General features: G+C 47.1%; 22 protein-coding genes. 17 read left to right on the forward strand and 5 right to left on the reverse strand.

Going from position 1 to position 26,222, the window contains the following annotated elements:
* Positions 1 to 59 precede the first annotated feature (59 nt).
* The 6 genes from LS482_RS03160 to LS482_RS03185 all read left to right on the forward strand — a co-directional run bounded on the left by LS482_RS03160 (position 60) and on the right by LS482_RS03185 (position 6,611).
* Positions 60 to 923, forward strand: a complete 864-nt coding sequence (locus tag LS482_RS03160; protein ID WP_072317189.1) for a sigma-70 family RNA polymerase sigma factor — start codon at positions 60 to 62, stop codon at positions 921 to 923.
* 247 nt (positions 924 to 1,170) lie between these two features.
* Positions 1,171 to 1,833 carry a ribulose-phosphate 3-epimerase gene (gene rpe / locus LS482_RS03165; RefSeq protein ID WP_233030303.1) on the forward strand — a complete coding sequence of 221 codons (663 nt, stop codon included), beginning with the start codon at positions 1,171 to 1,173 and terminating at the stop codon, positions 1,831 to 1,833.
* A 259-nt stretch (positions 1,834 to 2,092) separates the two neighbouring features.
* The gene (locus LS482_RS03170; protein ID WP_233030304.1) at positions 2,093 to 2,620 is read left to right on the forward strand and encodes a hypothetical protein; all 528 of its coding nucleotides are present in this window, start codon (positions 2,093 to 2,095) and stop codon (positions 2,618 to 2,620) included.
* Between the two features lie 378 nt (positions 2,621 to 2,998).
* The gene (locus LS482_RS03175) at positions 2,999 to 4,639 is read left to right on the forward strand and encodes a sulfatase family protein (protein ID WP_233030305.1); all 1,641 of its coding nucleotides are present in this window, start codon (positions 2,999 to 3,001) and stop codon (positions 4,637 to 4,639) included.
* 87 nt (positions 4,640 to 4,726) lie between these two features.
* Entirely contained in the window at positions 4,727 to 6,118 is a 1,392-nt protein-coding gene (locus tag LS482_RS03180) for an exonuclease domain-containing protein (protein WP_233030306.1), read from the forward strand.
* Between the two features lie 85 nt (positions 6,119 to 6,203).
* Complete coding sequence (locus tag LS482_RS03185) at positions 6,204 to 6,611, forward strand: DoxX family protein (protein WP_233030307.1); 408 nt, start codon at positions 6,204 to 6,206, stop codon at positions 6,609 to 6,611.
* 74 nt (positions 6,612 to 6,685) lie between these two features.
* Here the strand turns inward: LS482_RS03185 and LS482_RS03190 are convergent, their stop codons facing one another.
* Together LS482_RS03190 and LS482_RS03195 are read right to left on the reverse strand one after the other, a co-directional pair.
* Positions 6,686 to 7,186: a GNAT family N-acetyltransferase gene (locus tag LS482_RS03190; RefSeq protein ID WP_233030308.1), complete on the reverse strand. Its 501-nt coding sequence runs from the start codon at positions 7,184 to 7,186 to the stop codon at positions 6,686 to 6,688.
* Positions 7,155 to 7,625 carry a MarR family winged helix-turn-helix transcriptional regulator gene (locus tag LS482_RS03195; RefSeq protein WP_233030309.1) on the reverse strand — a complete coding sequence of 157 codons (471 nt, stop codon included), beginning with the start codon at positions 7,623 to 7,625 and terminating at the stop codon, positions 7,155 to 7,157. The genes LS482_RS03190 and LS482_RS03195 overlap by 32 nt, the downstream gene beginning before the upstream one ends.
* A 131-nt stretch (positions 7,626 to 7,756) precedes the next feature.
* On the opposite strand from LS482_RS03195, the gene LS482_RS03200 reads away from it, so the two are divergent.
* The 10 genes from LS482_RS03200 to LS482_RS03245 all read left to right on the forward strand — a co-directional run bounded on the left by LS482_RS03200 (position 7,757) and on the right by LS482_RS03245 (position 21,823).
* Entirely contained in the window at positions 7,757 to 8,158 is a 402-nt protein-coding gene (locus LS482_RS03200) for a hypothetical protein (protein WP_233030310.1), read from the forward strand.
* A gap of 39 nt (positions 8,159 to 8,197) precedes the next feature.
* A complete protein-coding gene (locus tag LS482_RS03205; RefSeq protein ID WP_233030311.1) occupies positions 8,198 to 8,629 on the forward strand; it encodes a pyrimidine dimer DNA glycosylase/endonuclease V in 432 nt (143 codons plus the stop codon).
* 123 nt (positions 8,630 to 8,752) lie between these two features.
* Complete coding sequence (nirB, locus tag LS482_RS03210) at positions 8,753 to 11,263, forward strand: nitrite reductase large subunit NirB (protein ID WP_233030312.1); 2,511 nt, start codon at positions 8,753 to 8,755, stop codon at positions 11,261 to 11,263.
* Between the two features lie 201 nt (positions 11,264 to 11,464).
* A complete protein-coding gene (gene nirD / locus LS482_RS03215) occupies positions 11,465 to 11,842 on the forward strand; it encodes a nitrite reductase small subunit NirD (protein ID WP_233030313.1) in 378 nt (125 codons plus the stop codon).
* A gap of 32 nt (positions 11,843 to 11,874) precedes the next feature.
* The gene (locus tag LS482_RS03220; RefSeq protein WP_233030314.1) at positions 11,875 to 12,465 is read left to right on the forward strand and encodes a DUF4202 domain-containing protein; all 591 of its coding nucleotides are present in this window, start codon (positions 11,875 to 11,877) and stop codon (positions 12,463 to 12,465) included.
* 28 nt (positions 12,466 to 12,493) lie between these two features.
* Positions 12,494 to 14,314 (forward strand): sensor histidine kinase, encoded by a 1,821-nt coding sequence (locus tag LS482_RS03225; protein WP_233030315.1) that lies wholly within the window; start codon positions 12,494 to 12,496, stop codon positions 14,312 to 14,314.
* A gap of 145 nt (positions 14,315 to 14,459) precedes the next feature.
* Positions 14,460 to 15,119, forward strand: coding sequence for a response regulator transcription factor (locus tag LS482_RS03230; protein ID WP_233030316.1), 660 nt, complete (start codon positions 14,460 to 14,462; stop codon positions 15,117 to 15,119).
* Positions 15,120 to 15,390: 271 nt separating this feature from the next.
* Complete coding sequence (locus tag LS482_RS03235) at positions 15,391 to 16,743, forward strand: NarK family nitrate/nitrite MFS transporter (protein ID WP_233030317.1); 1,353 nt, start codon at positions 15,391 to 15,393, stop codon at positions 16,741 to 16,743.
* 102 nt (positions 16,744 to 16,845) lie between these two features.
* Positions 16,846 to 20,358, forward strand: coding sequence for a nitrate reductase (locus LS482_RS03240; protein ID WP_233030318.1), 3,513 nt, complete (start codon positions 16,846 to 16,848; stop codon positions 20,356 to 20,358).
* Positions 20,359 to 20,386: 28 nt separating this feature from the next.
* Positions 20,387 to 21,823, forward strand: a complete 1,437-nt coding sequence (locus LS482_RS03245) for a rubredoxin (RefSeq protein WP_233030319.1) — start codon at positions 20,387 to 20,389, stop codon at positions 21,821 to 21,823.
* Between the two features lie 396 nt (positions 21,824 to 22,219).
* On the opposite strand, the gene moaCB is transcribed toward LS482_RS03245, so the two are convergent.
* The 3 genes from moaCB to mobA all read right to left on the reverse strand — a co-directional run bounded on the left by moaCB (position 22,220) and on the right by mobA (position 24,710).
* A complete protein-coding gene (gene moaCB, locus LS482_RS03250; RefSeq protein WP_233030320.1) occupies positions 22,220 to 23,131 on the reverse strand; it encodes a bifunctional molybdenum cofactor biosynthesis protein MoaC/MoaB in 912 nt (303 codons plus the stop codon).
* A 163-nt stretch (positions 23,132 to 23,294) separates the two neighbouring features.
* On the reverse strand, positions 23,295 to 24,098 hold the full coding sequence (gene cobA / locus LS482_RS03255) for a uroporphyrinogen-III C-methyltransferase (RefSeq protein ID WP_233030321.1): 804 nt from the start codon (positions 24,096 to 24,098) through the stop codon (positions 23,295 to 23,297).
* A 33-nt stretch (positions 24,099 to 24,131) separates the two neighbouring features.
* On the reverse strand, positions 24,132 to 24,710 hold the full coding sequence (gene mobA, locus LS482_RS03260) for a molybdenum cofactor guanylyltransferase (protein WP_233030322.1): 579 nt from the start codon (positions 24,708 to 24,710) through the stop codon (positions 24,132 to 24,134).
* Positions 24,711 to 24,949: 239 nt separating this feature from the next.
* Between mobA and LS482_RS03265 the strand changes: the two genes are divergently transcribed.
* On the forward strand, positions 24,950 to 26,218 hold the full coding sequence (locus LS482_RS03265; RefSeq protein WP_233030323.1) for an alginate export family protein: 1,269 nt from the start codon (positions 24,950 to 24,952) through the stop codon (positions 26,216 to 26,218).
* Positions 26,219 to 26,222: the final 4 nt, after the last annotated feature.

The following is a 26,222-nucleotide window of genomic DNA, read 5'->3' on the forward strand; positions in this document are numbered from 1 at the left end:
AATACGTATAACCAGTACCATAAGCAATTATACACTTAAAAAATCAAGGAGAAGATTAGATGAGACAGCTTAAAATTACGAAGCAGGTAACCAACAGGGAAACTGCTTCCCTGGATAAGTACCTCCAGGAAATAGGGAAAGTTGACTTGATTACTGCAGATGAAGAGGTAGAACTGGCACAGCGTATCAAGGCAGGAGACCAGCGGGCGCTGGAAAAACTGACGAAGGCCAACCTGCGTTTCGTGGTTTCCGTGGCAAAACAATACCAGAACCAGGGGTTAACACTTCCCGATCTGATCAATGAAGGTAATCTGGGGCTGATCAAAGCCGCACAGCGTTTTGACGAAACCCGTGGTTTTAAATTCATATCGTATGCCGTCTGGTGGATTCGCCAGTCCATTTTGCAGGCATTGGCGGAGCAGTCGCGTATTGTACGTTTGCCCCTGAATAAAATCGGTTCTATAAACAAAATCAATAAGACCTATGCCTTCCTGGAGCAGGCCCATGAGCGTGTTCCCTCTGCCGAAGAGATCGCGAAGGAACTGGATATGACCGTAAACGACGTCAAGGAATCCATGAAGAATTCCGGACGCCACGTTTCCATGGATGCACCGCTTGTGGAAGGTGAAGATTCCAACCTGTACGACGTGCTCCGAAGCGGGGAATCCCCCAATCCGGACAAAGACCTTTTACACGAATCGCTCCGTACGGAGATCGAAAGGGCACTGGAAACCCTTACGCCGCGCGAAGCCGATGTGATCCGTCTTTATTTCGGTCTGGGAGACCAGCATCCCATGACACTGGAAGAAATAGGCGAAACCTTTGACCTGACCCGCGAACGCGTACGCCAGATCAAGGAAAAAGCCATCAGGAGGTTGAAGCATACCTCACGCAGTAAAATATTAAAAACCTATCTGGGCTAACAATCCCGATAGAGACGTATAGCCGTGCGTTTCGAACGAGAAAGAACCGTTAGGTTAAATTTATATGATACCCGTCCCCTCCCTCCGGGAGAATCGGACGGGAACAGCAACAACAGTTTATCATAACTGTTCGTTTTTTGATTGATGGATGAACTCCGGTGTGATAGCCGGAGTTTTTCTTTACCCCCATCCCTCCCCAAGTCAAAGATTTCCCCTATTTTTGCACCGATAAAGACAACACATCAACATGGACCGAAAACTGATAGCTCCTTCCGTACTGGCATCTGATTTTGCCAACCTGCAACGCGACATCGAAATGGTAAACCAAAGTGAGGCCGACTGGTTTCATATCGATATTATGGACGGGGTCTTCGTTCCCAATATCTCTTTCGGCATGCCCGTACTGGAAGCCATAAAAAGGCATGCCCGGAAAACCATAGATGTTCACCTGATGATCGTTGATCCGGACAGGTATATCAAAACCTTTGCAGACCTGGGTGCCGACAACCTCACTGTACATTATGAAGCCTGTACACACCTGCACCGTACCCTTCAGGCCATTAAGGCCGAAGGCATGAAAGCCGGTGTAGCCCTTAATCCGCACACCCCCGTGAGCCTCCTGGAAGATGTGATCAACGATATCGACCTGGTCTGCATAATGAGCGTCAATCCCGGGTTCGGCGGACAATCCTTTATTGAAAACACTTATAAAAAAGTCTCCGAACTGAAGGAAATGATCCGGAAGAACAATGCCGGGACCAAAATAGAAATCGACGGCGGCGTTACTTCAAAAAATGCCGGACAACTTGTAAATGCAGGTGCCGATATACTCGTAGCGGGAAGTTTTGTCTTTAAAAGTGATGCTCCCCTGCAAACGGTAAAAGAGCTTAAAACACTGGCCAATAGCTGATACCCCCCATCCGTTTTTAACTGTCCGGTTTAAAAACGCGGTAAATATACAAGGTAACATTGCTGTAAGAAAATGCATTCGTCTTCAATCTCCTGTTGTTTGTTGTCAAACTCTTGTTGTATGTATAAATAATTTCTTACAAACACGAAAATTTACTACTTTTAAAAAGCAGATGCGCACCGGGAATTGTTTTCCGTGCACCTACCAATCCCATTGAGCCATATCCCGATCAGAACTGTCAATCTCAAATCTTTATACCATGAAAACTTTACACCTTTTAGAAACAGCCCTCGTGCTAACGGGACTACTGCTCATTTTTTCCTGCGGACAGGAAGAAATAACAGATCCCGGCCCGGAACCTGTTCCCTTACAGGCAGAACTATCTTCTGCCACTGTCTGGCACCAGGCCAATCTGACAAACTTTGAGTCCTATCCCGACCCCAACAGCGACGAATGCATACTTTATAACGGGTGTCAATGGGCGGGGCAGTTTGCCTTTGTTTCCGGAGTTAAGCCGGAAAGCTGGGTAGAAGCCAATAATATCATTGCCGTACACTCCCGCGACGCTTATCAATACAAACTAAAAACCCTGCGTATAAAACAGGGCAACCGTCAGATTGATGCCGTCGTATACGATTACTGCTCAGATACCGATTGCGATGGTTGCTGTACCACCAATGCTGATGAAAACGGTATCGGTTTCCTTATCGATATGGAAAAATATACCATGCAGCGCTTCGGCTCCGGCTCGGGGATCGTAGAATGGACCTGCCTGGACTGTGATTAAACATAACCGCCGGCGACAACGTTTCAAGACCGTATTTACCACACCTTTTTTTGACGAAGAGGTCCCTTTTTCAAGCCTGTTTATTTTAACGATAGACAGGCTTTTTCACATCAACCTGTCTATATTTCATAAAAAACAGCTAATATTTGATGTTTTTATAGTAAAACACCTTAAATTTCATTAAAAACGGAACACATCATCACTACATCAATATGTTAAAACCTGAAAATATCCACGGGGCACTTCATAAAACAATTCACTATTAATCAGATATTTAAAACAGGGGTATGTCAAAGCGTTTCCCTGCACCCTTCATCGAAAAACAGATAGCTGTAACGGGATTTTTAACTTTACATCAATATAAATTGAAATGCAACCATGAATACCAAGACACTTTTTATCCTGGCAGGTATTATTTTCACGTTTACTTCCTGCAGGGAAAAGCAACAAAAGGAAACGACGACACCCGCACAACAACCGAATATTATTTTCATCATGGCCGATGACCATGCACAACAGGCCATAAGCGCTTACGGTCATCCCATCGGCCAGATAGCCCCCACGCCCAATATTGATCGTATAGCAAGGAACGGTGCTATTTTCCGGAATAATTTCTGTACCAATTCCATTTGCGGTCCCAGCCGTGCCGTGATACTTACGGGGAAACACAGTCATGTAAACGGTTTCCGGAAAAACGGGGAAAAATTCAACGGCAGCCAGCCCACCCTGCCCAAATACCTGAAAAAAGAAGGCTATAAAACCGCCATGATCGGTAAATGGCACCTGCACGGCGCCCCTACCGGGTTTGATTACTGGGACATTCTCAACGACCAGGGAAACTACTACAACCCGGAATTCATACACAATGAGGATACTGTGGTCACCCCGGGATATGCCACCGATCTCATTACGGAGAAGACCATAAAATGGCTCAAGGAAAATACCGGCAAGCAACAACCTTTCTTTGTAATGATGCACCACAAGGCCCCACACCGCAACTGGATGCCTGCACTTCGACATGCCGCAATGTACGATTCAGTGAAATTCCCGCTCCCCGATAATTACTTTTCCAGACACAAAGGACAGCTCGCAGCGCAGCAACAACTGATGACAGTTTATAAAGATATGTACGAAGGGCATGACCTTAAAATGAGTATTGCCGAAGGAAGTACCGAACTGGCCAGCAACCCCTGGACCACCGATTTTGACCGTATGTCTCCCGAACAACGCAAAACCTGGGACAGCATCTACCTCCCTAAGAACAACGCCATGCACCGGGCCGATCTCACCGGGAAAGCCATGGCAGAATGGAAAGCACAGCGTTATCTGCAGGATTATATGGCCACCATTGCTTCTGTAGACGAAAGCGTGGGACGCGTACTGGATTACCTTGAAGAAAACAACCTCGATGAAAATACCATTGTAATTTATACCTCCGATCAGGGGTTCTATCTCGGTGAGCACGGCTGGTTCGACAAACGCTTTATGTATGAAGAATCGCTGCGTATGCCATTGCTCATGCAATATCCCGGTCACATTGGCAAAAGGACCAACATCCGCGCCCTTACCCAGAACCTCGACTTTGCATCCACCCTTCTCGATTTTGCCGGTGCCCCGATACCGGATGCCATGCAGGGAAAATCCTTTAAACCCCTGCTGGTTAAAAATGTCGGCCGCGAAGAATTCCGGGATGCCGTGTATTACCATTACTACGGATATCCCGATTTTCACATGGTTAAAAAACATTATGGCGTACGCACCAAACGCTACAAACTCATGCACTTTTACGACGATATCGATTCCTGGGAAATGTATGACCTCGAAACCGATCCGGCGGAAAACAACAACATCTACGGGAACCCCAAATATCAGAACATACAGGAACAGCTAATGAAAAAACTCGATTCCCTGCAACAGGTTTACGGTATTTCGGAAAAAGAATTCGAGTACGCAGACAAAAAACAGATCGAAAAAGCCTACAAATTCTTTGAAAGTGTCCGGGGAGAACCTATGGAATAAATACCGTATCCCTGTCAAAATAACATTTTCATATCGGTAAAAGTGTGTTTTTTGGTATCTTTATGAATTCGTAAAAAAAGGATACAGATGTATGCCATAGTCGATGTGGAAACTACCGGGCTCGGGGGTGAAGCCAACAGGATCACCGAAATTGCCATTGCCGTACACGACGGCAATACGCTACTGGAGGAATTCCACAGCCTTATCAACCCGCAGGTCCCTATCTCTCCCTATGTCACCGGGCTTACGGGAATAAACAATGACATGGTCATGGACGCCCCCGTTTTCGAAGATCTTGCAGACACCATCCGGTGTTTTACTGAAGATAAAATCTTTGTAGCGCACAGCGTCAACTTCGATTATAATGTGATCCGTAAGGAATTTCAGCGCATAGGCTGGGACTTCAGGAGAAAAAAACTCTGTACCGTGAGGCTTTCCAGGCAAATATTTCCCGGCCTGAAATCCTACAGCCTCGGGAGGCTGTGCAGGCATCTCGACATAGAAATACAAGACCGGCACCGCGCCAAGGGAGACACCGACGCTACGGTGATCCTCTTTGAAAAACTGTTGGAAAACGATAACAAAGGGGTATTTGCGCGACAGCTCAACCCGAGGTCGGGCGAGATCACCCTTCCTCCCCTGCTCCCCAAAAGTGTATTCGACAAACTTCCGGAAACCCCGGGTGTTTATTACTTCCTGGACGAAAGGGACAAGATGATTTACGTAGGAAAGGCCATTAACATTAAAAAAAGGGTGCTCGGCCATTTTTACGACAAGAAATCCAGGGAAATTGCACTGGCAAGGGAAACCGCACATATAGACTGCGAAGAAACCGGGAGCGAACTCCTGGCCCTGATCCGGGAATCCACACAGATAAAACAATACTTCCCCAGGTACAATACCGCCCAGAAAAAACCGGTTAAAGGTTACGGTATCATTGCCTATACAGACAGACAGGGTATTCTTCACCTGGGATACAACCAGTTACGGATCGCCCCGGATCCGCTGAAGATCTTTTATACGGTCACCGAATGCCTTTCCTTTCTGGAACAGGTCTGTGAAAAATACGAGCTGTGTCCCAAATTCACCCAGTTACAGACCAATGTCCCCCATTGTTCCCATTACAAACTGAAAAACTGCAGGGGGATATGCCGGGAAAAAGAAAAAACGGAAGAGTATAACGAACGCGTAGAACAGGCCATCGAAGCTATAAGATCCGTACGGGAAGACTTCCTTATTATCGAAAAAGGGAGAACGCCCGGGGAAAAAGCATTGATAGAAGTTAAAAGCGGCAATTATGCCGGTTACGGGTTTATCCCCGGTGAGGAACGGATTGACCGCTATGAAAATTTCCGGGATTTCATCACCCCGCAAAAACACAATGCGGACATCAAACAGATCATCAATGCCTACCTGGCCCGGAACACCAAAAAAAATATTGTTTTTGATACAGATACCGTTGTTTCCCGGATATCCTGAAAAGTCCCTTCACCGGAAACAGGCAGAATTTAAAAAATAATTGATATCTTCGGTATCATGTAATTTTAACCAAACCAGACAAAATATGAAAAGTTTTTTTAACTACCACTCCCTGAATACAGATGTTGCCACCCTTGTATTGCGACTGCTCTTCGGGGGATTATTTATCCGCTACGGATACATGAAACTGGTATCGTATGATGAAATGTTGTTACAATTCGGAGACATTATCGGTATTGGCTCCGAATTATCACTCATCCTGGTCATCTTTGCAGAGTTTTTCTGCGGTATCCTGGTCACGATAGGATTACTTACCCGCCTTGCGGCAATCCCGATCTTCATTACCATGTTTGTCGCCTATTTCATCGCCCACGGGAATGATGCCTTTGACGTAAAAGCCCTGGCTTTCGTATTCCTGATTCTGAGTATCGTAATCTTTATTCTTGGAGGGGGAAAATATTCATTGGACAAGTTGATCTTCGGTAAAAAATAACCGGGTAAGAACATAAAATCCCAAATTGCAGGATATTTCCCTGAATTTGGGATTTTAAATAAAGAAACCAACATTTATAATTGCAAATCGTACCGCTGTTCCACCAAAGGTTTGTTAAAGGCTTCGGATGGTACCTCTTCGATGAGCCGGAAACCGTATTTTTTATACAGGGCAATAGCCGTTTCCTGTTCGCGGGTAGTCCACAGGTAAGCTTTTCCGCAGCCTATTTCCTTCATATAATTTATAAAAGATTGCATCAGCTTTTTCCCCAGCCCGAGGCCGCGACATTCGGGTAACAAGATAAAATAGCGCAACTGTACCATTCCATCCCGGAACACACCGCAAAGAAAACCTATGATCTTACGGTGGTCTTCACAAATCCACACCCGGTCTTTGACCGGATCGTATTCCTTTAAGAATTCAGCCAGGCCCTGCAATACATAACTTTCAAATCCCGGCCCATAGCCGCATTCTTCATCGTATATCTTTCCGTGAAGATAGGCTATATAACCAAGGTCGCCCGGTTGCAGTGTTGTTCTTATCTCAATATCCGGAGTCTTTACTGTCCGCTCCATATTTACTGTTGTTTTCAGGGGTTAAAATCTGTAAAATATCCTTCATACGGGCTATGAGCCGTTCTTTCTCCTTTTGTGTAAGCGGCTCCAGCAGTCCGGCGATCTGCCGGTCGGAAGCCTTGTTTAAAAGTTTAAATTCGGCAACACCTTTCTGGGTCAGGTACAACATATAGGCCCGGCCGTCTTCTTTTGATCTCTCCCTCGACACAAGTCTGTCTTTTCCCAGTTTCTTTAAAATACGGCTCAGGTAACTTTTATCGATATGCATGATTTCCATGATCTGTGATGCCCTGATCCCCTTGTGATGAAAAATCTCATACAACACCCTGATTTCCGCAAGTGAATACGGACTGTTGAGAAAATTCCGGTCCAGCAAACCTGTAATACCCGTATAAAAACGGTTAAACGCCCTTACCTCTTCAATTAAGGTCTGCTCCATGCTTCTGTTTTTAAAAACGGGAACAAGTTAATTAAAAAAGTTGACAAAATCAACTAAAAATAGTTTCCCTTTGGTTACAAAATAATTTGCCTGAAATCCCTATTTTTGATCTTCAACAAATAGCTTTTACCATGACTTTCGTATCCAGGCACATCAGTATCTCCATTAACAAAACGGCAAAACAGGTCTATGATTTTGTTTCCGATCCCGCCAACCTGCCCCAATGGGCTGCCGGGCTCAGCGCATCCATTAAAAAGGTGGGACAGGACTGGATCGCCGAATCCCCGATGGGAACCGTCAAGGTCAAATTTGCAGAAAAGAACGATTTTGGCATCCTCGATCACAACGTCACCCTACCTTCCGGCGAAACAGTGTACAACCCGATGCGTGCTTTTCCCAATGACAATGGCTGTGAAGTGGTGTTCACCCTCTACAAATTACCCGGAGTGACCGAAGAACAATACACCCAGGATGGTAAACTTGTGGAAATCGACCTCGTGCAGTTAAAGCACCTTATGGAAGAAAAGCAATAATCATTTATATTGCAACGGGTTTCCCTTAAAAAATAAGTTATGAGAATATGGTCCCTGCATCCGAAATACCTGGATACCAAAGGGCTTGTAGCCCTGTGGCGGGAAACCCTCCTCGCCAAACATGTCCTCGAAGGAAAGACCCGGGGATATAAAAATCATCCGCAACTGGACAGGTTTAAAGCACTGAAAGACCCGGTACACGCCGTAAATCAATACCTTTCGGAAATATTCCAAGAAGCGTTCCGCCGGAACTACAATTTCAACAGGGAAAAGATACAGTGGGACTTTTCTCCGATTACCATGAAAGTCACCTCCGGACAAATAGCTTATGAAACCGGGCACTTACTGGACAAACTGAAAATACGGGACATCAAAAAATACCATGTCCTGAAAGCAATAACTTCCCTCCCCGATCCTCATCCCATGTTTGAAATTACAAACGGCGACATAGAGGACTGGGAAGTCTTATAGCTGGACCACAGCCCTTAGCTCCCCTGTTTCGGAAAAACGGATATATCCTTTTTTACTAAAAAATACGTACTTATTGTTTTATTAAGTATTTATACTTATATTTGACATCTAAATACGTACGCTATGAAAAAGATTGTCGTTATCGGGAACGGTATGGTGGGCTATAAGTTTTGTGAAAAACTGGCAGCTCACCCCAAAAGACAGGAATTTGACATCACCGTCTTCGGAGAAGAGCCCAAACCGGCCTATGACCGTGTTCACCTCAGTGAATACTTTGCGGGGAAGACAGCGGACCAATTGCTTCTGGCCGGCTCCGAATGGTACGAAGAACACCGGATACAACTCCATACTTCCGAACTTATTTCAGGTATTGACAGGAAAAAGAAGCAGGTAACTACGTACAAGGGCAAAACATATACGTATGACTATCTGATACTGGCTACGGGGTCTACGCCTTTCGTCCCCCCTGTCTCAGGTGTCGAAAAAAAGGGAGTATTTGTTTACCGTACCCTTGAGGACCTGGACGCCATAAAAGATTATGCCGTGCGGATAAAACGGGAAGGAAAAACGAATGCAGCCGTGCTCGGCGGCGGCCTCCTGGGGCTCGAAGCCGCCAAAGCCGTTAAAGACCTCGGTTTAAAAGCCCATGTAGTTGAGTTTGCCCCGCGTCTCATGCCCCGACAGCTTGACGATAAGGCAGCGGATATGCTGAAAACGGAAATGGAAGATCTCGGTATACGCGTTCACCTTAACAAACGAACAGAAAATATCCTCGGGGAAGATCGTATGACGGGAATGCAGTTCGCCGAGGAGGAAATCCTTCATTCCGATATGCTCATTATTTCCGCAGGCATCCGCCCCCGGGACGAACTTGCCCGTAATTGCGGACTGGAAACCGGGGAACGCGGCGGAATTGTTGTAGACAACCGCATGCTCACCAATGATCCTTCCATTTATGCCATTGGCGAAGCCGCACTGTACAACAACGGTATTTACGGATTGGTGGCCCCCGGGTATGATATGGCCGCGGTAACCGTGGAACAAATCACCGGAGGGAACAAGGTCATGGCCGAAAGTATCGATATGTCCACCAAATTGAAGCTTATAGGTGTGGAAGTGGCCAGTTTCGGAGACCCTTTTATTGAAAATGACGAAGTGGTAGCCGTTACCTACGAAAACAAATTCAGCAGAATATATAAAAGAATAAATGTTACCAGGGACGGCAAAAAACTTCTCGGCGGTATCCTGGTCGGGGACGCCTCCGAATACAACAACCTCTTCCAGGTATACCTCAACGGGCTTCCCCTGCCCGAAAACCCGGAGGACCTCATCCTGGGGTCCCGGGGAGAAGGAAGCGCTTCTGCACTTGGGAATGTCCTTGATCTCCCGGATACCGCACAGGTTTGTTCCTGTGAAAGTGTTTCCAAAGGAGCCATCTGCAATGCGGTTACAGAACAAGGCTGCGCCTCTGTTGGTGATGTTATCAACTGTACCAAAGCTGCCACGGGGTGTGGGGGGTGTAAGCCGATGGTAGCCGACCTCGTAAAAGAAACCCTGAAATCACAAGGTATCGAGGCCAAAGAAGTGATCTGCGAACACTTTGACTATTCCCGCCAGGAACTCTACGACCTCATCAGGGTAAATGGCATTACCACATATAACGAGGCACTGGACACCCTGGGGAAAGGTGGCGGCTGCGAGGAATGCAAGCCCGCACTGGCCTCTCTTTTCGCCAGTATTTATAATGAAACTGCCAACAAACAGGTAACCATCCAGGATTCCAACGACCGTTTTCTCGCCAATATCCAGCGTAACGGCTCCTATTCCGTAGTACCCCGTGTCCCCGGCGGGGAGATCACGGCGCAAAAACTTATTGCACTGGGCAAGGTGGCCCGGAAATACGACCTCTACACCAAAATTACCGGAGGGCAACGTATAGACCTTTTCGGAGCCCAGCTGAACCAGTTGCCACACATCTGGAAAGACCTTATCGATCACGGTTTTGAGAGTGGCCATGCTTACGGAAAAGCATTGCGGACAGTAAAAAGTTGTGTGGGCTCCACCTGGTGCAGGTACGGTATGCACGAAAGTGTAAGCTTTGCCATCTGTATTGAGGACAGGTACAAAGGCATCCGGTCTCCCCATAAACTAAAAGGCGGCGTATCCGGCTGTATCCGGGAATGTGCCGAGGCACGGAGCAAGGATTTCGGGATCATTGCCGTGGAAGGTGGCTGGAACCTCTACATATGCGGTAACGGTGGCGCCAATCCCAAACACGCCATACTGTTTGCAGAACAACTGGACGACGAGACCTGCATCAAATATCTCGACAGGTTCCTGATGTTCTATATCAAAACAGCCGCCCCCCTCACCCGGACCGCAAAATGGCTGGACGACCTTGAAGGCGGTATAGACTACCTGAAACAAGTGGTTATAGAAGACAGCCTGGGTATTGCCGAAAGCCTTGAAAAAGAAATGCAGCAACTCGTGGATTCATACGAATGTGAATGGAAACAGGCCATAAACGACCCGGAAATGCGGAAACGCTTCTCCCATTTTGTCAATTCCGACGATACGGATGACAACATGGTTTTTGTTCCCATGCGCGATCAGAAAATGCCACGGCCGTGGTAATTAATGTGGAAATTTGGGATAATGAGATAATGTGTCAATGACCGTTAAATGGGAGAGAAAATATCCTGAAGACAAAGGCAGGTGGTTAAAAACAAAGTGAAGAAGATAAATTCCTCCTTTGGGCGGAGGGGATAGAAAGCCTCTAAAAATGCCTCAAGAGGAGTCTTCCCTGACTCCCGTCAACAACTAAAAAACTAAAAAATGCAGCAACTATTGGAACAATATCGAAAAACGGCCCCCGATGAAGTTAAAAGCTGGGTCAGGGTTGGCAGCATACACGACTTTCCGGCAGACGGAGGGGCCTGCATAAAGCACGGTACCCGGCAAATTGCGGTGTTCAATTTTGCCAGGCGCATGGAGTGGTATGCCTGCCAGAACCTGTGTCCGCACAAACTGGAAATGGTCCTTTCCCGCGGGATGACGGGAGAGGTCAACAATGAGCCCAAAGTGGCCTGTCCCCTGCACAAAAAGACGTTCTCCCTCAGAACAGGAGATAATTTAAACGGTGATGACTTAAAAATTGCCACCTATCCGGTAAAAATTGAACAGGAAAATGTGTATATTGGTTTTTCAGATTAAAATGAATAACCCTGTTTTTGAAAAACCATAGCATGCAACACGTGTCAAAATTTGAAATGGCCATAGGACGGATAGATGCCGAGAATGCCGAAGACCCCAATGTGGAAACCGTGAACGGGGTAACCTTCCCCAAGGAACTGCTCTACGCCCGGAGAATGACAGAAAAACTGCTGGACTTTTATCCCGAAGCTTCCGGCGAACTCCAGATAGCGGCAAGGGCACAACATATTTGCCGGTGGAAAATAGACCGTAAACAGTACCCCATGGACAGGGTAGGTTATCTCAAATGGCGGGAAGCTCTGAAAAAATTCCATGCCGAAAAAACCTCCGAAATACTGAAAGACCTGGGATTTGAAGATACATTCGCAGAAAGGGTATCTTTCCTCATCCGTAAAAAACAACTCAAAAAGGACGAAGAGACCCAGATCCTGGAAGATGTGGTCTGCCTCGTTTTTTTACAGTATTATTTTGACGATTTCGCTGCCAAGCATCCCGAAGAAAAAATAATAGATATTGTCCAGAAGACCTGGGCTAAAATGTCAGAATCCGGACAGCAGGCCGCCCTGGAACTGAAACTGTCCCCGGAGGCATCGGGCCTGGTAAAAAAAGCGCTGCAAACATAGTACGGTGACGGACATAGTTTTCTACTAAATGAACAACACAGACCGCAAACATCCTTTAGATCAGCAAACCTTTAAAAAACTGAGCCGGCTATATCTCATAGCCCTTACGGCTATTGCCCTTGCCGTTATTATCAGCCAGGTGCTCATCCAGAAGTTCCTGCACGACCAGGAAAATGATTCCCGTCTCGTCAATATTGCGGGAAGACAGCGGATGCTCAGCCAGAAACTCGCCAAAGAAGTGCTTTCGTTTTCACCCCGGAACAGCAGGGAGGAAAACAGGGCCATCAACAACAAGCTCAAAAACACCATACGGGAATGGACCCTTTCCCATCGCGGTTTGCAGGAAGGTAATGACAGCCTGGGGCTGCCGGCGGGAAACAGTGAGGAAATAACGGTACTTTTCCGGCAGCTCTCCCCCTATTTCGATACCATCCGAAAAGCAGCATCGCGCATCGGTGCCCTTACGGATTCCGGCACCATTACCAGCCCTGAACAACTGCAAAGGCAAACTGCGGTTATCACCCGGAACGAACCGGAATTTCTGGCCATCATGAACACCATTGTGTATCAGTACGACAAGGAAGCCAATGAAAATGTAAAGCAACTCAGCAGGATAGAATACCTTATCCTGTTTATTACCCTGGCTATTCTTCTGCTGGAATTCCTGTTCATTTTCCGCCCGGCCGCCGTATTTGTAAAAAAGACGATCACCCAGCTTCTCCTCGCGGAACGAAATGCCAAAAAAATGGCCCGGAATGCCGATCAGTTGAGCGAGGCCAAGGAACGATCGGTCAAGGAACTGAAAATACTGAACTATGCTATAGACCAGACCCTGTTGTTTGCCCGCATCACTACCGAAGGACGTATTGTTTACATGGGTGAAAAATTCGTCAGGCGTTTTATCCCTTCAGGAGGGAATACGGAGCATATGAAACTTTCCGAAGTACTTACACCCGTAAAGCAGGAACGCACCCTGCTGGACAACATCCTCTCCGAACACCGGAAAAAGGGATGGCAGGGCGAAATAAAACTCACGCCCAATGATGAGGGTCCCGTGTGGCTGGAGCTGTACCTTATTCCCATAGACATCCCGCAGGGCAAATCGGAACTCCTGGTCATCTGTTTTGACATTACGAAACAGAAGGAGGCCCTGGTGGAAATAGAACGGCTCAATGCCGTTCATCTTTCCGAGCAGATCGGAAGGCAGAAGATCATTTCCAGCAAGATCATCGAAAACCAGGAAAACGAGCAAAAACGGATAGCCAAGGACATTCACGACGGTATCGGGCAAATGCTCACGGGATTAAAGTTCAACATCGAAAGCATTGACCTGAAAACCCCGGAAAAAGCCGCCGAAAAAATAGAACACCTTAAAAACCTGACCACCGATATTATAAAAGGTGTACGGACCGCCACCTTTAACCTCACCCCTCCCGAACTTACCGACCACGGCATTGTCCCCGCCCTCACCAAACTGGTACAGGAACTTTCCCGGCTTACCGGAAAGAATATTTTACTGGTGAACAAAACCGGGTTTGCCAACCGTCTTGATTCACTGACGGAGATCAATATTTACCGTATCGTACAGGAAGCCATTAACAACGCCATAAAGTATGCCGATTCCACCCATATTGTTGTCAGCCTGTCGCACAGCGATGAAATGCTCAGCATTACCATAGACGACAACGGAAAAGGGTTCGACCCGGACAAAATCAATAAAAAGAACAACGGGGCTTCCGGTATGGGCATGACCTTTATGAAAGAGCGGGTGGAATATATTGACGGCCGACTTTTTATCCACTCCGCTCCCGGTGAAGGGACACGGGTTACGCTGAACATCCCGCTTTAGATGGTGTATTGTTTTAACCTCATTCCTTCTCTATACCCCCGGTGCCGACCTTTAAACAACATCTCATGTCTCATCGCTAAAATCTCACTTCGAATCCCTATCCATTATTTCAAAATACGTATTTTTGTGGGAAACACTTTTTGACATGAGCGAACAAAAAATACGTATCGTCCTCGCAGACGACCATGTATTGGTTAGGGACGGCATCAGAGCACTACTCGAAGACCAGGAAGACCTTGAAGTCATCGACGAAGCATCAGATGGCAGGGAAGCCCTCCGGATACTGGAAAACAAAACTCCCGACCTGCTTATCGTAGACATCCGGATGCCCGAACTGAACGGTATTGAAGTGGTAAAAATCATAAAAAAACAGGGCCATCCGGTGAAAACACTCGTACTTTCCATGCACGATTCCGAAGAATACGTATTGCAATCCGTCGAGGCAGGAGCAGACGGGTACCTGCTCAAGGGTTCCAGTAAGGAAGAATTTCTGAAAGCCCTGCATACGGTACACTCCGGCGGAAAATATTTCAGCGGGGACGTTTCCTCCATACTCATACAAAACTTCGTTTCCAAACCCAAATCTCCCGCGGTGGCGGCCGAAGATAAATTCTCACTTACCAAAAGGGAAAGGCAGATACTGTCGCACGTACTCGAAGGAAAAAGCAACAAGCAAATCGCCGAAGAACTCGATATCAGCAAACGCACCGCCGAAGTACACCGTTTTAACCTCATGAAAAAACTCAAGGTAAAAAACCTCATCGAACTCGCCAATAAAGCCAAGGAACACGGATTGTCACAGTGAACAAGGCAACTACCGATACCCGGATATTTTTCTGGAAAACGTAAAGCCTCCGGTCACCGGCAACATCCCCGGAAAAATCCGTGTATCGATGGCTGAACACTTTTCTTCCCGCTTTTACATTTGACAATACTTCAAAACCGTTCTGGCTATTTTAGTATAACACGAATATTCCCGTATTTTTTTGAACAGGTCATAATTCTTTCGTAATACGTATTATTTTTAAGTATTAATACTTATATTTACTACGTAAAACCTCCAAAGAAAAATTGTTATGAAAGAATTTATCTCCAAAAAGGCTACGAAGATCAATCTGCTGGACTTCAAAAGCCTGCCCATGCGAACATTTCACATTACCTGGTTTTCGTTCTTTATCTGTTTCTTCGGCTGGTTCGGTATTGCACCGCTCATGGCCGTGGTACGGGAAGAATTACAACTGACGAAGGAACAAATAGGAAGTACCATAATCGCATCAGTTGCTATCACCGTTCTCGCCCGGCTGGCCATCGGATGGTTGTGCGACAGGATAGGTCCGCGCATTACCTATACCTACCTCCTCATCCTGGGGGCCATCCCCGTAATAGCCATAGGATTGAGCAACAGTTTTGAAACCTTTCTCCTGTTCCGGCTTACGATCGGTATCATAGGAGCTTCCTTTGTTATTACACAATATCACTCCTCCGTTATGTTTGCCCCCAATGTGGTAGGTACGGCCAACGCTACTACCGCCGGATGGGGAAATCTCGGCGGCGGGGTCACACAGATGATCATGCCGCTTCTGTTCGCCGGTTTTATAGCCCTCGGTTTTTCAGACAACTCCTCCTGGCGATATGCCATGGTCGTACCCGGAATAATTATGATTGTCATGGGTATTATCTATTACAAATACACCAAAGACACCCCGGAAGGCAATTTCAAAGACCTGAAAAAAATAAAGGAGGCCGAAACGGGACAGGCAGATCGTTCAGGCAAGCGCGAAAATACTTTTATGACAGCAGTAAAAGACATCCGTGTATGGGCACTGTTCTTTATTTATGCCGCATCTTTCGGCATAGAGCTTACCATAAACAATATCGGGGCCATATATTACAAGGATTATTTCGACCTGGACCTGAAAACCGCCGGGCTGATAGCCGGACTGTTCGGGTTGATGAACCTCTTCGCACGGAGCCTCGGTGGCTATTTTGGTGACAAGGCAGGCATCAAATGGGGACTGAAAGGCCGTATCCTCTTTCTTTTCACCGTCCTTATTCTCGAAGGCATCATGCTCATTACCTTCTCCCAGATGCGTTTGCTGCCCATGGCCATAGCCGTAATGATCCTTTTCAGTCTATGCGTTCAAATGGCCGAAGGTGCTACGTTCTCCATCGTCCCGTTTGTCAATAAAAAGGCGGTTGGTGCCGTAAGCGGTATTGTAGGGGCCGGAGGAAATGTAGGGGCCGTACTCGCCGGGTTCCTGCTGAGATCAGAAGAGGTCAGTTATCCGAATGCATTATTGATCCTGGGAATATGCGTAGCCGTTATTTCATTATTTTCATTTTTAGTACGTTTTTCTGAAAAAGAAGAAAAAATAGCCGGCAGGGAGATAAAAGCTTCCCTGGAAAACCTGGTTTCTGTGAAAAATTAAGTATTTTTACGTAAGCATAAAAACACCTGTATGGCTCCGTTCCGTTAGCAGGAAGAACGGAGCCGCAGAAAACCGAAGTAAAGCGAATACAACATGGCGGACATGCTGAAAACAACCTGCTCCTATTGTGGTGTGGGTTGTGGAATTACGGTAAAGAAAGATGCCAAAAACCGGGTTTATGTGGAAGGAGACAAGGATCATCCCGTAAACAAGGGAATGCTGTGCTCCAAGGGTATGAACCTCCACCACGTGGTCAACGACACTTCAGACCGCATCCTTTACCCCGAAATACGGTGGAGCAGTTCCCATCCCAGAGAACAGACAGACTGGGACACCGCCCTGGACCGGGCTGCGGCCGCCTTTAAATCCATCATAAAAAAATACGGTCCGGACAGCGTGGGATTTTATGTTTCCGGACAATGCCTTACCGAAGAATACTATATCGCCAATAAACTTACCAAGGGCTTTTTAAAGACGAATAACATCGACACCAATTCCAGGCTCTGTATGAGTTCTGCCGTGATCGGGTACAAAAAGACCTTTGGCGAAGACAGCGTGCCGATAGCCTATGAAGACATCGAACTGGCCGATTGCTTTCTTATTGCCGGGGCCAACCCGGCCTGGTGCCACCCCATACTCTTCCGCAGGCTTGAAAAACACAAAGAAACAAATCCCAATGTAAAGGTCATTGTAGTCGACCCCCGCAAGACCGACTCCGCCAATTTTGCCGATCTCCACCTTCAGATCGTACCGGGTACGGATGTGGTCCTTTACAATGCCATAGGCAGGAGGTTACTGGACCGCAAACAGGTAGATTTCGACTTTATCAAAAAACACACCGAGGGCTTTGAAAAGTACAGGGAACTCATCAAATCCGTTTCCCTTAAAAAAGCGGCGCAAATATGCGGTATTACCGTTGATGAGATCAAAGATGCAGCCGATATGATAGGCGCCTCCGAAGGATTTATTTCCATGTGGGCCATGGGGCTCAATCAGAGCGTTGTAGGTTCCAACAAAAATTTTTCGTTACTCAATCTCTCCCTGATTACCGGGCATGTGGGTAAACCCGGTTCGGGGCCGTTTTCCCTGACCGGGCAACCCAATGCCATGGGGGGCCGGGAAGTAGGTGGCATGGCCAGTCTCCTTGCCGTACACAAAAACCTGGATAACCCGGAACACCGCCGGGAAGTAGCCGACTTCTGGGGTGTGGACGAAATATCCCCGAAACCAGGATACACCGCAACCGAGATGTTTGAGGCTCTCGAAAAAGGAAAACTGAAAGCCATCTGGATCGTCTGTACCAACCCGCTGGTAAGTCTGCCCGATGTAAGACGGGCGGAAAAAGCACTGCAACAGGCCAAATTTGTAGTGGTACAGGATATTTCCCATAAATCCGATACTACCCAATACGCCGACTTGCTCCTCCCTGCTGCGGGATGGCTGGAAAAAGAGGGGACCATGACCAATTCCGAACGGCGGGTATCCTACCTCTCCAAAGGCATTAATCCACCGGGTGAAGCCCTTCCCGACGTGGAAATACTGTGCAGGTTTGCCAAAAAAATGGGGTTCCCGGGATTTGACTACGCTTCCGCGGAAGAAATTTACCGGGAATACTGTCAAATGACCAAGGGAACCAACATCGACATTTCTTACCTCAGTTATGACCGACTGAAGAACGAAGGCACGTTCCAATGGCCTGTTCCGGATTACCGCCACCCCGGAACAGCGAGGCTTTTTACCGACAGGAAGTTCTATACCCCTTCACAAAAAGCCGTGTTCAACACCCCGTACAGCGTGGAAAACGCTTCCATAAAACCCGATGGCGATTATCCGCTGATACTCACCACCGGACGTATACGCGACCAATGGCATACCATGACCCGTACCGGAAAGGTTTCCCGCCTGAAAACCCACTATCCCGAACCCGTATTGGAGATCAACCCTGTAGATGCCTATATCTGTAAGGTAAAAAGCGGCGACGTGGTAAACATAAAAAGCCGGAACGGTACGGTAAGGGTCCGCGCAAAAGTAACAGGCAGCATACGGGAACAGGTGGTGTTCCTTCCCATGCACTGGGGCAAACAATTGCAAAACGACTACAGCAGGGCCAATAACCTGACCAATAATATTGTAGACCCGCTTTCCAAGGAACCGGACTTTAAATACACCGCTGTGTCGGTTTCCCGCTACAAAAAACCGGTGCATAAAATCTGTGTTATCGGGGCCGGGGCCGCTGCATTCCGGTTTATCCAGAATTACAGGGAACACAATGAAGAAGATGATATTCACGTCTTTTCCAAGGAACCGAACCCGTTTTACAACCGGGTACTCCTTCCGGAATACATCACAGAGGAACTGACCTGGGAGCAGCTCCAGAAGATAAAAAAAGAGGAGCTGGACAAACTGGGCGTTGCCCTGCACTCGGAAAAGCACATCCGGGAAATTGACAGGGAACAAAAACAAATACGGGACAATACCGGGCAATGGCACGACTATGATATACTGATCCTTGCCACGGGCAGCAGCCCCTTTGTTCCCGGGGACGTGCCGTTACACCTCCCGGGCAGGTTTACCATACGAAGCAAGGAAGACGCAGACGGACTCAAAAAATACCTGGACGACACGGGAATTCCCGCCGAAAAACAACATGTTGCCATCGTAGGCGGCGGTTTGCTCGGCCTGGAACTCGCCGCTGCGCTCAAACACAATAACCTTCAAATCACCATCATACAGCGGGGTTCCCGGCTTATGGAAAGACAACTGGACCCTGTTTCCAGCAAACTCCTTGCCCAGGATGTTCAGGAGCGGGGCGTACAGGTGTATTTTGACAATGAGGTAAGTACCGTATTTGACGAGGAAGACACCGGGGAACTGACCATTACCCTGAAAAGCGGGAAAACGATCAACGCCCACGCTATCGTCTATGCCATAGGCACCACTCCCAATATAACCATTGCCAAAGATTGCGGCCTGCAGTGTGGCAGGGGCGTAAAAGTAAATCCGTACCTGCAAACCTCCGATCCCGATATTTTTGCCATCGGGGAAATTGCGGAGTTCAAAAACAATCTCTACGGTATCACTTCGGCAGCCGAAGAACAGGCCAATATACTGGCCAATTACCTGGCCGGGGATACCGGAAGCACATACAAAGGTTCCGTGTTGATGAACATCCTCAAGTTCCAGGACCTGGACCTGTGCAGTATAGGCACCGTGCGTATCCCCGAAAACGATGAGGATTACGAAGAGATCGTCTTTACCGATGTCAGCAAGCATTATTACAAAAAATGTATTGTAAAAAACGACCTGCTCATCGGGGCCATTTTGATGGGCGACAAAAACGAGTTTGCCGAATTCAAGGCCATGATCGAAAGCAAGACCGAACTCCTCGACAAGCGGGAAACCCTGCTGAGAGGATCTTCTGAAACCAAACCCGTACTGGGCAAACTGATATGTTCCTGCAGCCAGGTAGGCGAAGGCAATCTTATTGCTGCCATTGAAAACGGTTGCGGTGATTTTACCGAACTGTGCAAACAAACGGGGGCCGGACTGGGCTGCGGAAGTTGTAAGACCGAGGTGCGGGAAATCCTGAAAAAACAGGAAAACCCGGTATCGTAACAGAAAAGGAGGTTAAAAAAATGCTGGCATGAAGAAAAAATTATCCAGATTGACCGTAAAGGGAGGCGTACTCAGCCCGCGGGAATTAAAAAACATTGTCGAAACCGCCGAAGAGGCCGGACTGGACAGTATTTCCTTTGGTTCCCGGCAGGACATTCTCTTTCCGGAAACGGTCCGCCCCGGAATACTGAAAACACTTCGGGGTATGGAAGTGGTAACTTCGGTATCCGACAAAAAGGAGAATATTGTTTCTTCCTATGTTTCTGCCGATATTTTCCCGGGTACGAGCTGGCTTACCGGTGATCGCTACCTCTATATCCTCGAACAATTCAAGCAAACCCCTACCCTCAAGGTAAACATTACCGATCCCAAACAGCGACTGGTGCCTCTTTTTACGGGGCATCTCAACTTTATTGCATCGGCACACGAAGATTACTGGTACCTGCACATCCGGTTGCCGCACTGGGAGAAAAAAGCGGAATACCCGGCCCTTATCTACGGATGGGACATTGAAAAAGTAGCATCGGCCATAGAAGATATTTTACCGGAAGAACCGGAATCGGTCACTACTATTTTTTACCTCCTCAACGACAGGATAGATACCAACAACCGTACTGTGGACACCCCTTTGCAAGTTCCCTTCCACCCTTTTCCGTATTACGAGGGAATGAACAAACTGGGGTCCGGGAAATACTGGCTGGGACTTTACTGGCGCAATAATCATTACGATATCCGCTTTCTGAAAACCATGTGCGACCTGTGTATGGAATGCAAGATCGGGAAAATATGTATTACCCCCTGGAAATCCTTTATTGTAAAGGGTATTCCCGTGGAATTTAAACTTACCTGGGAAAAATTTCTGGGCGTAAACGGTATTAATGTACGTCATTCCATGCTGGAACTCAACTGGCACGTTCCCGTTGGGGAAGACTGGGCCAGGGAACTCAAAAAATACCTGGTCGGCGAGTTCGACAAGAACGATATCAGCACTTACGGGCTTACTTTCGGTATTACGGGATACGGAAAGAAGGTATATTACTTTACATCCGTAGTGATCGAAAAAAATGCTTTTCCGGTGGATATTGAAGGTATCGATATTCCCGACACCTACAACCTGCTTTATGCCAGGGATTTCGACCCCAACACCCTGGAATACCTCATCTATGCCCAGGACATTGACCGCCGCGAACTCCCCGACCTGCTCATGGAACTCAGCAGGATGTATTTTAAGGAACTGGGCAACGAAAAAGAAGTTATAAAACCAAAAGCACAAAAAAAGGAGGAAGAAACCTACACGGTGTATCAATGTACTGACTGCCTGACCATCTACAATCCCGAATACGGCGATGTAACACAGGATATCCCATCCGGAACGGCCTTCGAAGAGCTTCCGGAAAGTTATTGCTGCCCTCTGTGCGAAGCCCCCAAAAGCAATTACAATAAGCAGGAACTGGTAAAGCGGTAATTTTCAGGACAGCCCCGTGGTTAAGATACTAAACCACTCTGCACAAAGGTGCAGAGGTTTTCTTTACCGGGGACTAAAAGTCCCCCTTCTTGGAAAGCAATAAAATTACCAAGTGATTAGGTGGATTTAGTTATGGAGTTATTTAGTCAACACACAATAACTCAATAACCTCATAACTCAATAACCGGGATTATAATTTTTTAGCACTACTAAAGTACTGCAATAATCCCGATTATCCCGATAGATATCGGGATCGGGAGCAGGGTTTGACACCCTAAACTGAGACCAATCAATTCAGATAGTCGGCCGGGAAAAGCTTCTTTACAATGAGATAAAAAATTTTGAGATTTATTTTTGAAAATAAATCTCGTCAAAAGCACATTAAATAACTACGGACTATTCCCCGTGACGTTCCCCTTTTACTACTTTAAAAATATGAAGTACGTGCGGAAATATGGCATCCATGGATTCCCGGGCACCATTGGTAGACCCCGGTAATGCCAGTACCAGACACCCCCCTGCCATTCCCGCAACACTTCGGGACAATGCGGCATAGGGCATCCGTTGCTGGCCGTAACTTCTTATCGCTTCCTCTATTCCCGGTATCTTCCGGTCGATCAGCGGTGCCAGGGCTTCGGGAGTGACATCCCGTTCGGAAAGCCCCGTTCCCCCGGTGAATATCAGCAGATGGTTATTTCCGGTGTATTGCCGGGTCTTGTTTTTGATGATCGCTGCCTCATCGGGAATAATATCGTAGGCAGTGACCTCTACATCACACTGGTTCAGTTTGTCTATAATGGCTTTTCCGGCCCGGTCTTCCTTTTTCCCTGCGGATATGGTATCGGAACAAACGATCACTGCAGCTTTCAGCGGGGAGGAAAAGGTATTTACAAAAGAGGACTTCCCTCCTCTTTTATGTAACAGTTTAATGCGTTGTATTTCTATTTCCTTGTCTATGGGTTTCAGCATGTCATACATGGTCAGTGCCACTACCGAGGCCCCGTGCATGGCCTCCACTTCCACCCCGGTCTTATAAACCGTTTTCACGGTAAACACAATATGTATCTCCTGCGCCCCGATTTCATAATCTACCGAAGTGTACTCCACCGGAAGCGGGTGACAGTCCGGAATGACCTGGTAAGTGTTCTTTACGGCAAAAAGCCCGGCTGTTTTAGCCATTTCCAGGACGTTTCCCTTAGGGACAAGATCGTTCTTAATCGCCGTTATAGTTTCTTTTTTTCCTACTTTCACCACAGCCTGGGCAGTTGCCGTACGGAGTGTGGTTATTTTATGGGTTATATCGACCATGATTCCGGGTTTCAGGTTCTTTTGGGTTAAATTAAGGTATTGGCATTTACAGCCCTCTATATAATTACGCTCAAAATACAAAAATAAAACAGGTTCGAAAGAACCTGTTTAAACTTTTCAACTACTACTGGCCCTCGTTTGCAACGAGTGGAATACCATCACCTCACCTCCCCAAAAACGGCAGTAAATTCAGGTTCTGGAACAAAAATTCGTCTTCGAGAAATTCTTCATCATAATAACCGGCAAGTACGGAAGCGTATTTCACTACCTCCCCCGTAACAATAACTGCAGGCGATGTAAGCCCTTCTTTCCTCACCACTTCTTCTATGGTATCAATGGTGCCGTACCCGGCCTTCTCTCCTTCGGTAGTTCCGTTCTGTATCACGGCCACGGGGAGGTTTTGCTTACCACATTCCCGGTAGGCAGAAACGATTTCCGGTAATTTGCTTATCCCCATCAATATGATGACCGTTGCCGACGACTGTGCTGCAAGCCTTACATCACCGGACAGTTTTCCTGAAGAAGTAGTTCCCGTAACTACCCAGAAACTTTCCGCGACTTTCCTGCGTGTCACGGGAATACCCTGGCCGGCAGGCACTGCAATCGCCGAGGTAATACCGGGGATTACCTGCGTGCTTATTCCAAAGTTTTCAGCATATTCCGTTTCTTCCGCTCCCCGGCCAAAAACATTGGGGTCCCCTCCCTTTAGCCGGACCACATGGCCCTGACCAAGTGCCTTGTCCACAATAAGCTTATTGATCTCTTCCTGTGAAAACCGGTGGGCTCCCTTGCGTTTGCCCACAAAGATCTTCTCAGCCTGCGGGGCATGGGACAATAATTCCGTGTTTACAAGAGCATCATACAGTACCACATCCGCTGCTGCCAGTGCTTTCACCGCTTTAAGGGTAATGAGGTCCGGATCTCCCGGTCCTGCACCTATCAATGTGAGTTTTGGTATCTTTTTCATCGGAATGTGGTTTCTGCAATTTTTTATTTTGGTCTACAATACTATCTGCAGGTCTTCCCGCGTATTTATGTTTTGCAATTCAATACTTCTCTCTCCGGACACCGGTAATTGCTGGCAGTTAATCCTTTCAAGCACTTTCATAAGGCGCAGCTCATTCTGCAACAAGGCAGCTTTAAACAAATGCCTCGTCTTTTTCTTGTATATCCCGATGAGCGGGTGAATACGGTCGCTGTCCCTGACTACAGTTATAGCGGCGGTTCCGTTTCGGTGCCAAACCATCAGCTCCCTCAGCAATCCGGTGGTAAGCAGAGGCACATCACAACTTAGAATAAGGTTATCTTCCGTATCCGAATGTTGCAGGGCCGTGTAAATTCCGCCTATGGGTCCCTTATCGGCATAAATATCCGTTATGGTATCCGGATATCCGTATGCTTCGCGATTGCCGGAATTGGTCACCAGGAAAACCCGGTCGCAAACCGGGATTATCGCCTCAAAAATATGTCCTACAAAGGTCCTGCCATTAAAGACCACCAGACCTTTTTCCGATCCCATTCTCCTGCTTTTTCCCCCGCAAAGGATATACGTAGATATGTCTCCTGCTAAATTAGTCAATGGTTTTCAATTTATGTGTACAAGCCGGAAATAAAATTTCAAACACTCCCCCTTTTTATACTACCCAACAAAAAGACCTCTCCCATCCCCGAATTACCGGGGATGTTCGAGGAAAACTTCAATGTTGACACAACACAGTCAGTAAAAAGCTAATACGGGACAAATATATAAAAAATACACAAAATACGTATTTAAATTAAGTATTTTTACTTAGTTTTGATCATAAAAAAGATATTGCCATGAAAATCAAACTCTTTTGGGCACTGTTACCCCTGACCATCCAGTGTTCCTATTCGCAAAATTTCAAGCTAAGCGCAGATCTGCGACCCCGTTTCGAATACCGGCACGGCTTCGGCAATTTGTTTCCGGACGATGCCGAACCCGCAGCGGGTGTTATTCAGCGTTCAAGGCTGAATATGGACTACGGGACAGACAAACTGAAAATCGGCCTGAAATTGCAGGACGTAAGCGTATGGGGTGATACCCCGCAATTATCGGCTACGGACGACAATCATTCCTTTTCTGTTTTTGAAGCCTGGGCAGAACTGCTCTTTCACAAAAACTGGTCGGTAAAGGCCGGGAGACAGGTACTTTCCTATGACGACCAGCGTATCCTGGGTGAAGTGGACTGGGCCATGCAGGGCAGGTCGCACGATGCCGTCCTCCTCCGGTATCACCGGGGACAATGGAAAGCAGACGCCGGATTTGCCTTTAACCAGAACAATCTCGGAACAGAAGGTACGGCATACACAACAACAGCCTTTTTCAGCTATAAAACCATGCAATACCTCCATCTTCACAGGGACTGGAATAGTTTTTCAGGAAGTTTCCTGTTTCTCAACAACGGTTTTCAGAAGTTTGACGCAGCTGAACATCCCGACGGCGTTTTTTACCGACATACCACCGGGGCTTACCTGCAATTTCCTCTTGGTAAGGTAAATATTTCCGGAAGCGGGTATTACCAGTTCGGGAAAGCCGGTGCTTCGGAAGACCTGAGTGCCTACCTGCTGGCTCTCGAAGGTCTTTATAAAACAAAAAATATTTCGTTCGGTCTCGGCCTCGAAATACTAAGTGGTACAGATCAGGACAGTAACGGGGACAACCGCTCCTTTTTTCCGCTCTACGGTACCAATCACAAGTTTAACGGTTTTATGGATTATTTTTACGTGGGCAATCACGCCAACAGTACAGGGCTCAACGACTATTACGCCAAAGTTAATTTTACCCCGGGAAAAAAATCCGCGATATCGCTCCACGCTCACTACTTCGCTTCCAACGCTACCCTGCCGGACGATACGGGCGATACAGCCGACAAGTACCTGGGTACGGAAATCGATCTTGTCTATTCCCGGAACCTTATCAAAAATGTAAAACTGGCCGCCGGATACTCGCATATGTTTGCAGGAGACAGTATGGGCTATCTTAAAGGCAGGACTCCCGACAATACCAATCACTGGGCCTGGATGATGCTGGTCATTAAACCCGAATTGTTTTCACATACTTTTTAAAACT

Origin of the sequence: Sinomicrobium kalidii, assembly GCF_021183825.1 — a bacterium.
GTDB lineage: Bacteria > Bacteroidota > Bacteroidia > Flavobacteriales > Flavobacteriaceae > Sinomicrobium > Sinomicrobium kalidii.

Bases quoted from the DNA above. Each gene is read 5' to 3' on its own strand.
- LS482_RS03160 (WP_072317189.1), top strand. From the start codon at position 60: ATGAGACAGCTTAAAATTACGAAGCAGGTAACCAACAGGGAAACTGCT.
- rpe (WP_233030303.1), top strand. From the start codon at position 1,171: ATGGACCGAAAACTGATAGCTCCTTCCGTACTGGCATCTGATTTTGCC.
- LS482_RS03170 (WP_233030304.1), top strand. From the start codon at position 2,093: ATGAAAACTTTACACCTTTTAGAAACAGCCCTCGTGCTAACGGGACTA.
- LS482_RS03175 (WP_233030305.1), top strand. From the start codon at position 2,999: ATGAATACCAAGACACTTTTTATCCTGGCAGGTATTATTTTCACGTTT.
- LS482_RS03180 (WP_233030306.1), top strand. From the start codon at position 4,727: ATGTATGCCATAGTCGATGTGGAAACTACCGGGCTCGGGGGTGAAGCC.
- LS482_RS03185 (WP_233030307.1), top strand. From the start codon at position 6,204: ATGAAAAGTTTTTTTAACTACCACTCCCTGAATACAGATGTTGCCACC.
- LS482_RS03190 (WP_233030308.1), bottom strand. From the start codon at position 7,186: ATGGAGCGGACAGTAAAGACTCCGGATATTGAGATAAGAACAACACTG.
- LS482_RS03195 (WP_233030309.1), bottom strand. From the start codon at position 7,625: ATGGAGCAGACCTTAATTGAAGAGGTAAGGGCGTTTAACCGTTTTTAT.
- LS482_RS03200 (WP_233030310.1), top strand. From the start codon at position 7,757: ATGACTTTCGTATCCAGGCACATCAGTATCTCCATTAACAAAACGGCA.
- LS482_RS03205 (WP_233030311.1), top strand. From the start codon at position 8,198: ATGAGAATATGGTCCCTGCATCCGAAATACCTGGATACCAAAGGGCTT.
- nirB (WP_233030312.1), top strand. From the start codon at position 8,753: ATGAAAAAGATTGTCGTTATCGGGAACGGTATGGTGGGCTATAAGTTT.
- nirD (WP_233030313.1), top strand. From the start codon at position 11,465: ATGCAGCAACTATTGGAACAATATCGAAAAACGGCCCCCGATGAAGTT.
- LS482_RS03220 (WP_233030314.1), top strand. From the start codon at position 11,875: ATGCAACACGTGTCAAAATTTGAAATGGCCATAGGACGGATAGATGCC.
- LS482_RS03225 (WP_233030315.1), top strand. From the start codon at position 12,494: ATGAACAACACAGACCGCAAACATCCTTTAGATCAGCAAACCTTTAAA.
- LS482_RS03230 (WP_233030316.1), top strand. From the start codon at position 14,460: ATGAGCGAACAAAAAATACGTATCGTCCTCGCAGACGACCATGTATTG.
- LS482_RS03235 (WP_233030317.1), top strand. From the start codon at position 15,391: ATGAAAGAATTTATCTCCAAAAAGGCTACGAAGATCAATCTGCTGGAC.
- LS482_RS03240 (WP_233030318.1), top strand. From the start codon at position 16,846: ATGCTGAAAACAACCTGCTCCTATTGTGGTGTGGGTTGTGGAATTACG.
- LS482_RS03245 (WP_233030319.1), top strand. From the start codon at position 20,387: ATGAAGAAAAAATTATCCAGATTGACCGTAAAGGGAGGCGTACTCAGC.
- moaCB (WP_233030320.1), bottom strand. From the start codon at position 23,131: ATGGTCGATATAACCCATAAAATAACCACACTCCGTACGGCAACTGCC.
- cobA (WP_233030321.1), bottom strand. From the start codon at position 24,098: ATGAAAAAGATACCAAAACTCACATTGATAGGTGCAGGACCGGGAGAT.
- LS482_RS03265 (WP_233030323.1), top strand. From the start codon at position 24,950: ATGAAAATCAAACTCTTTTGGGCACTGTTACCCCTGACCATCCAGTGT.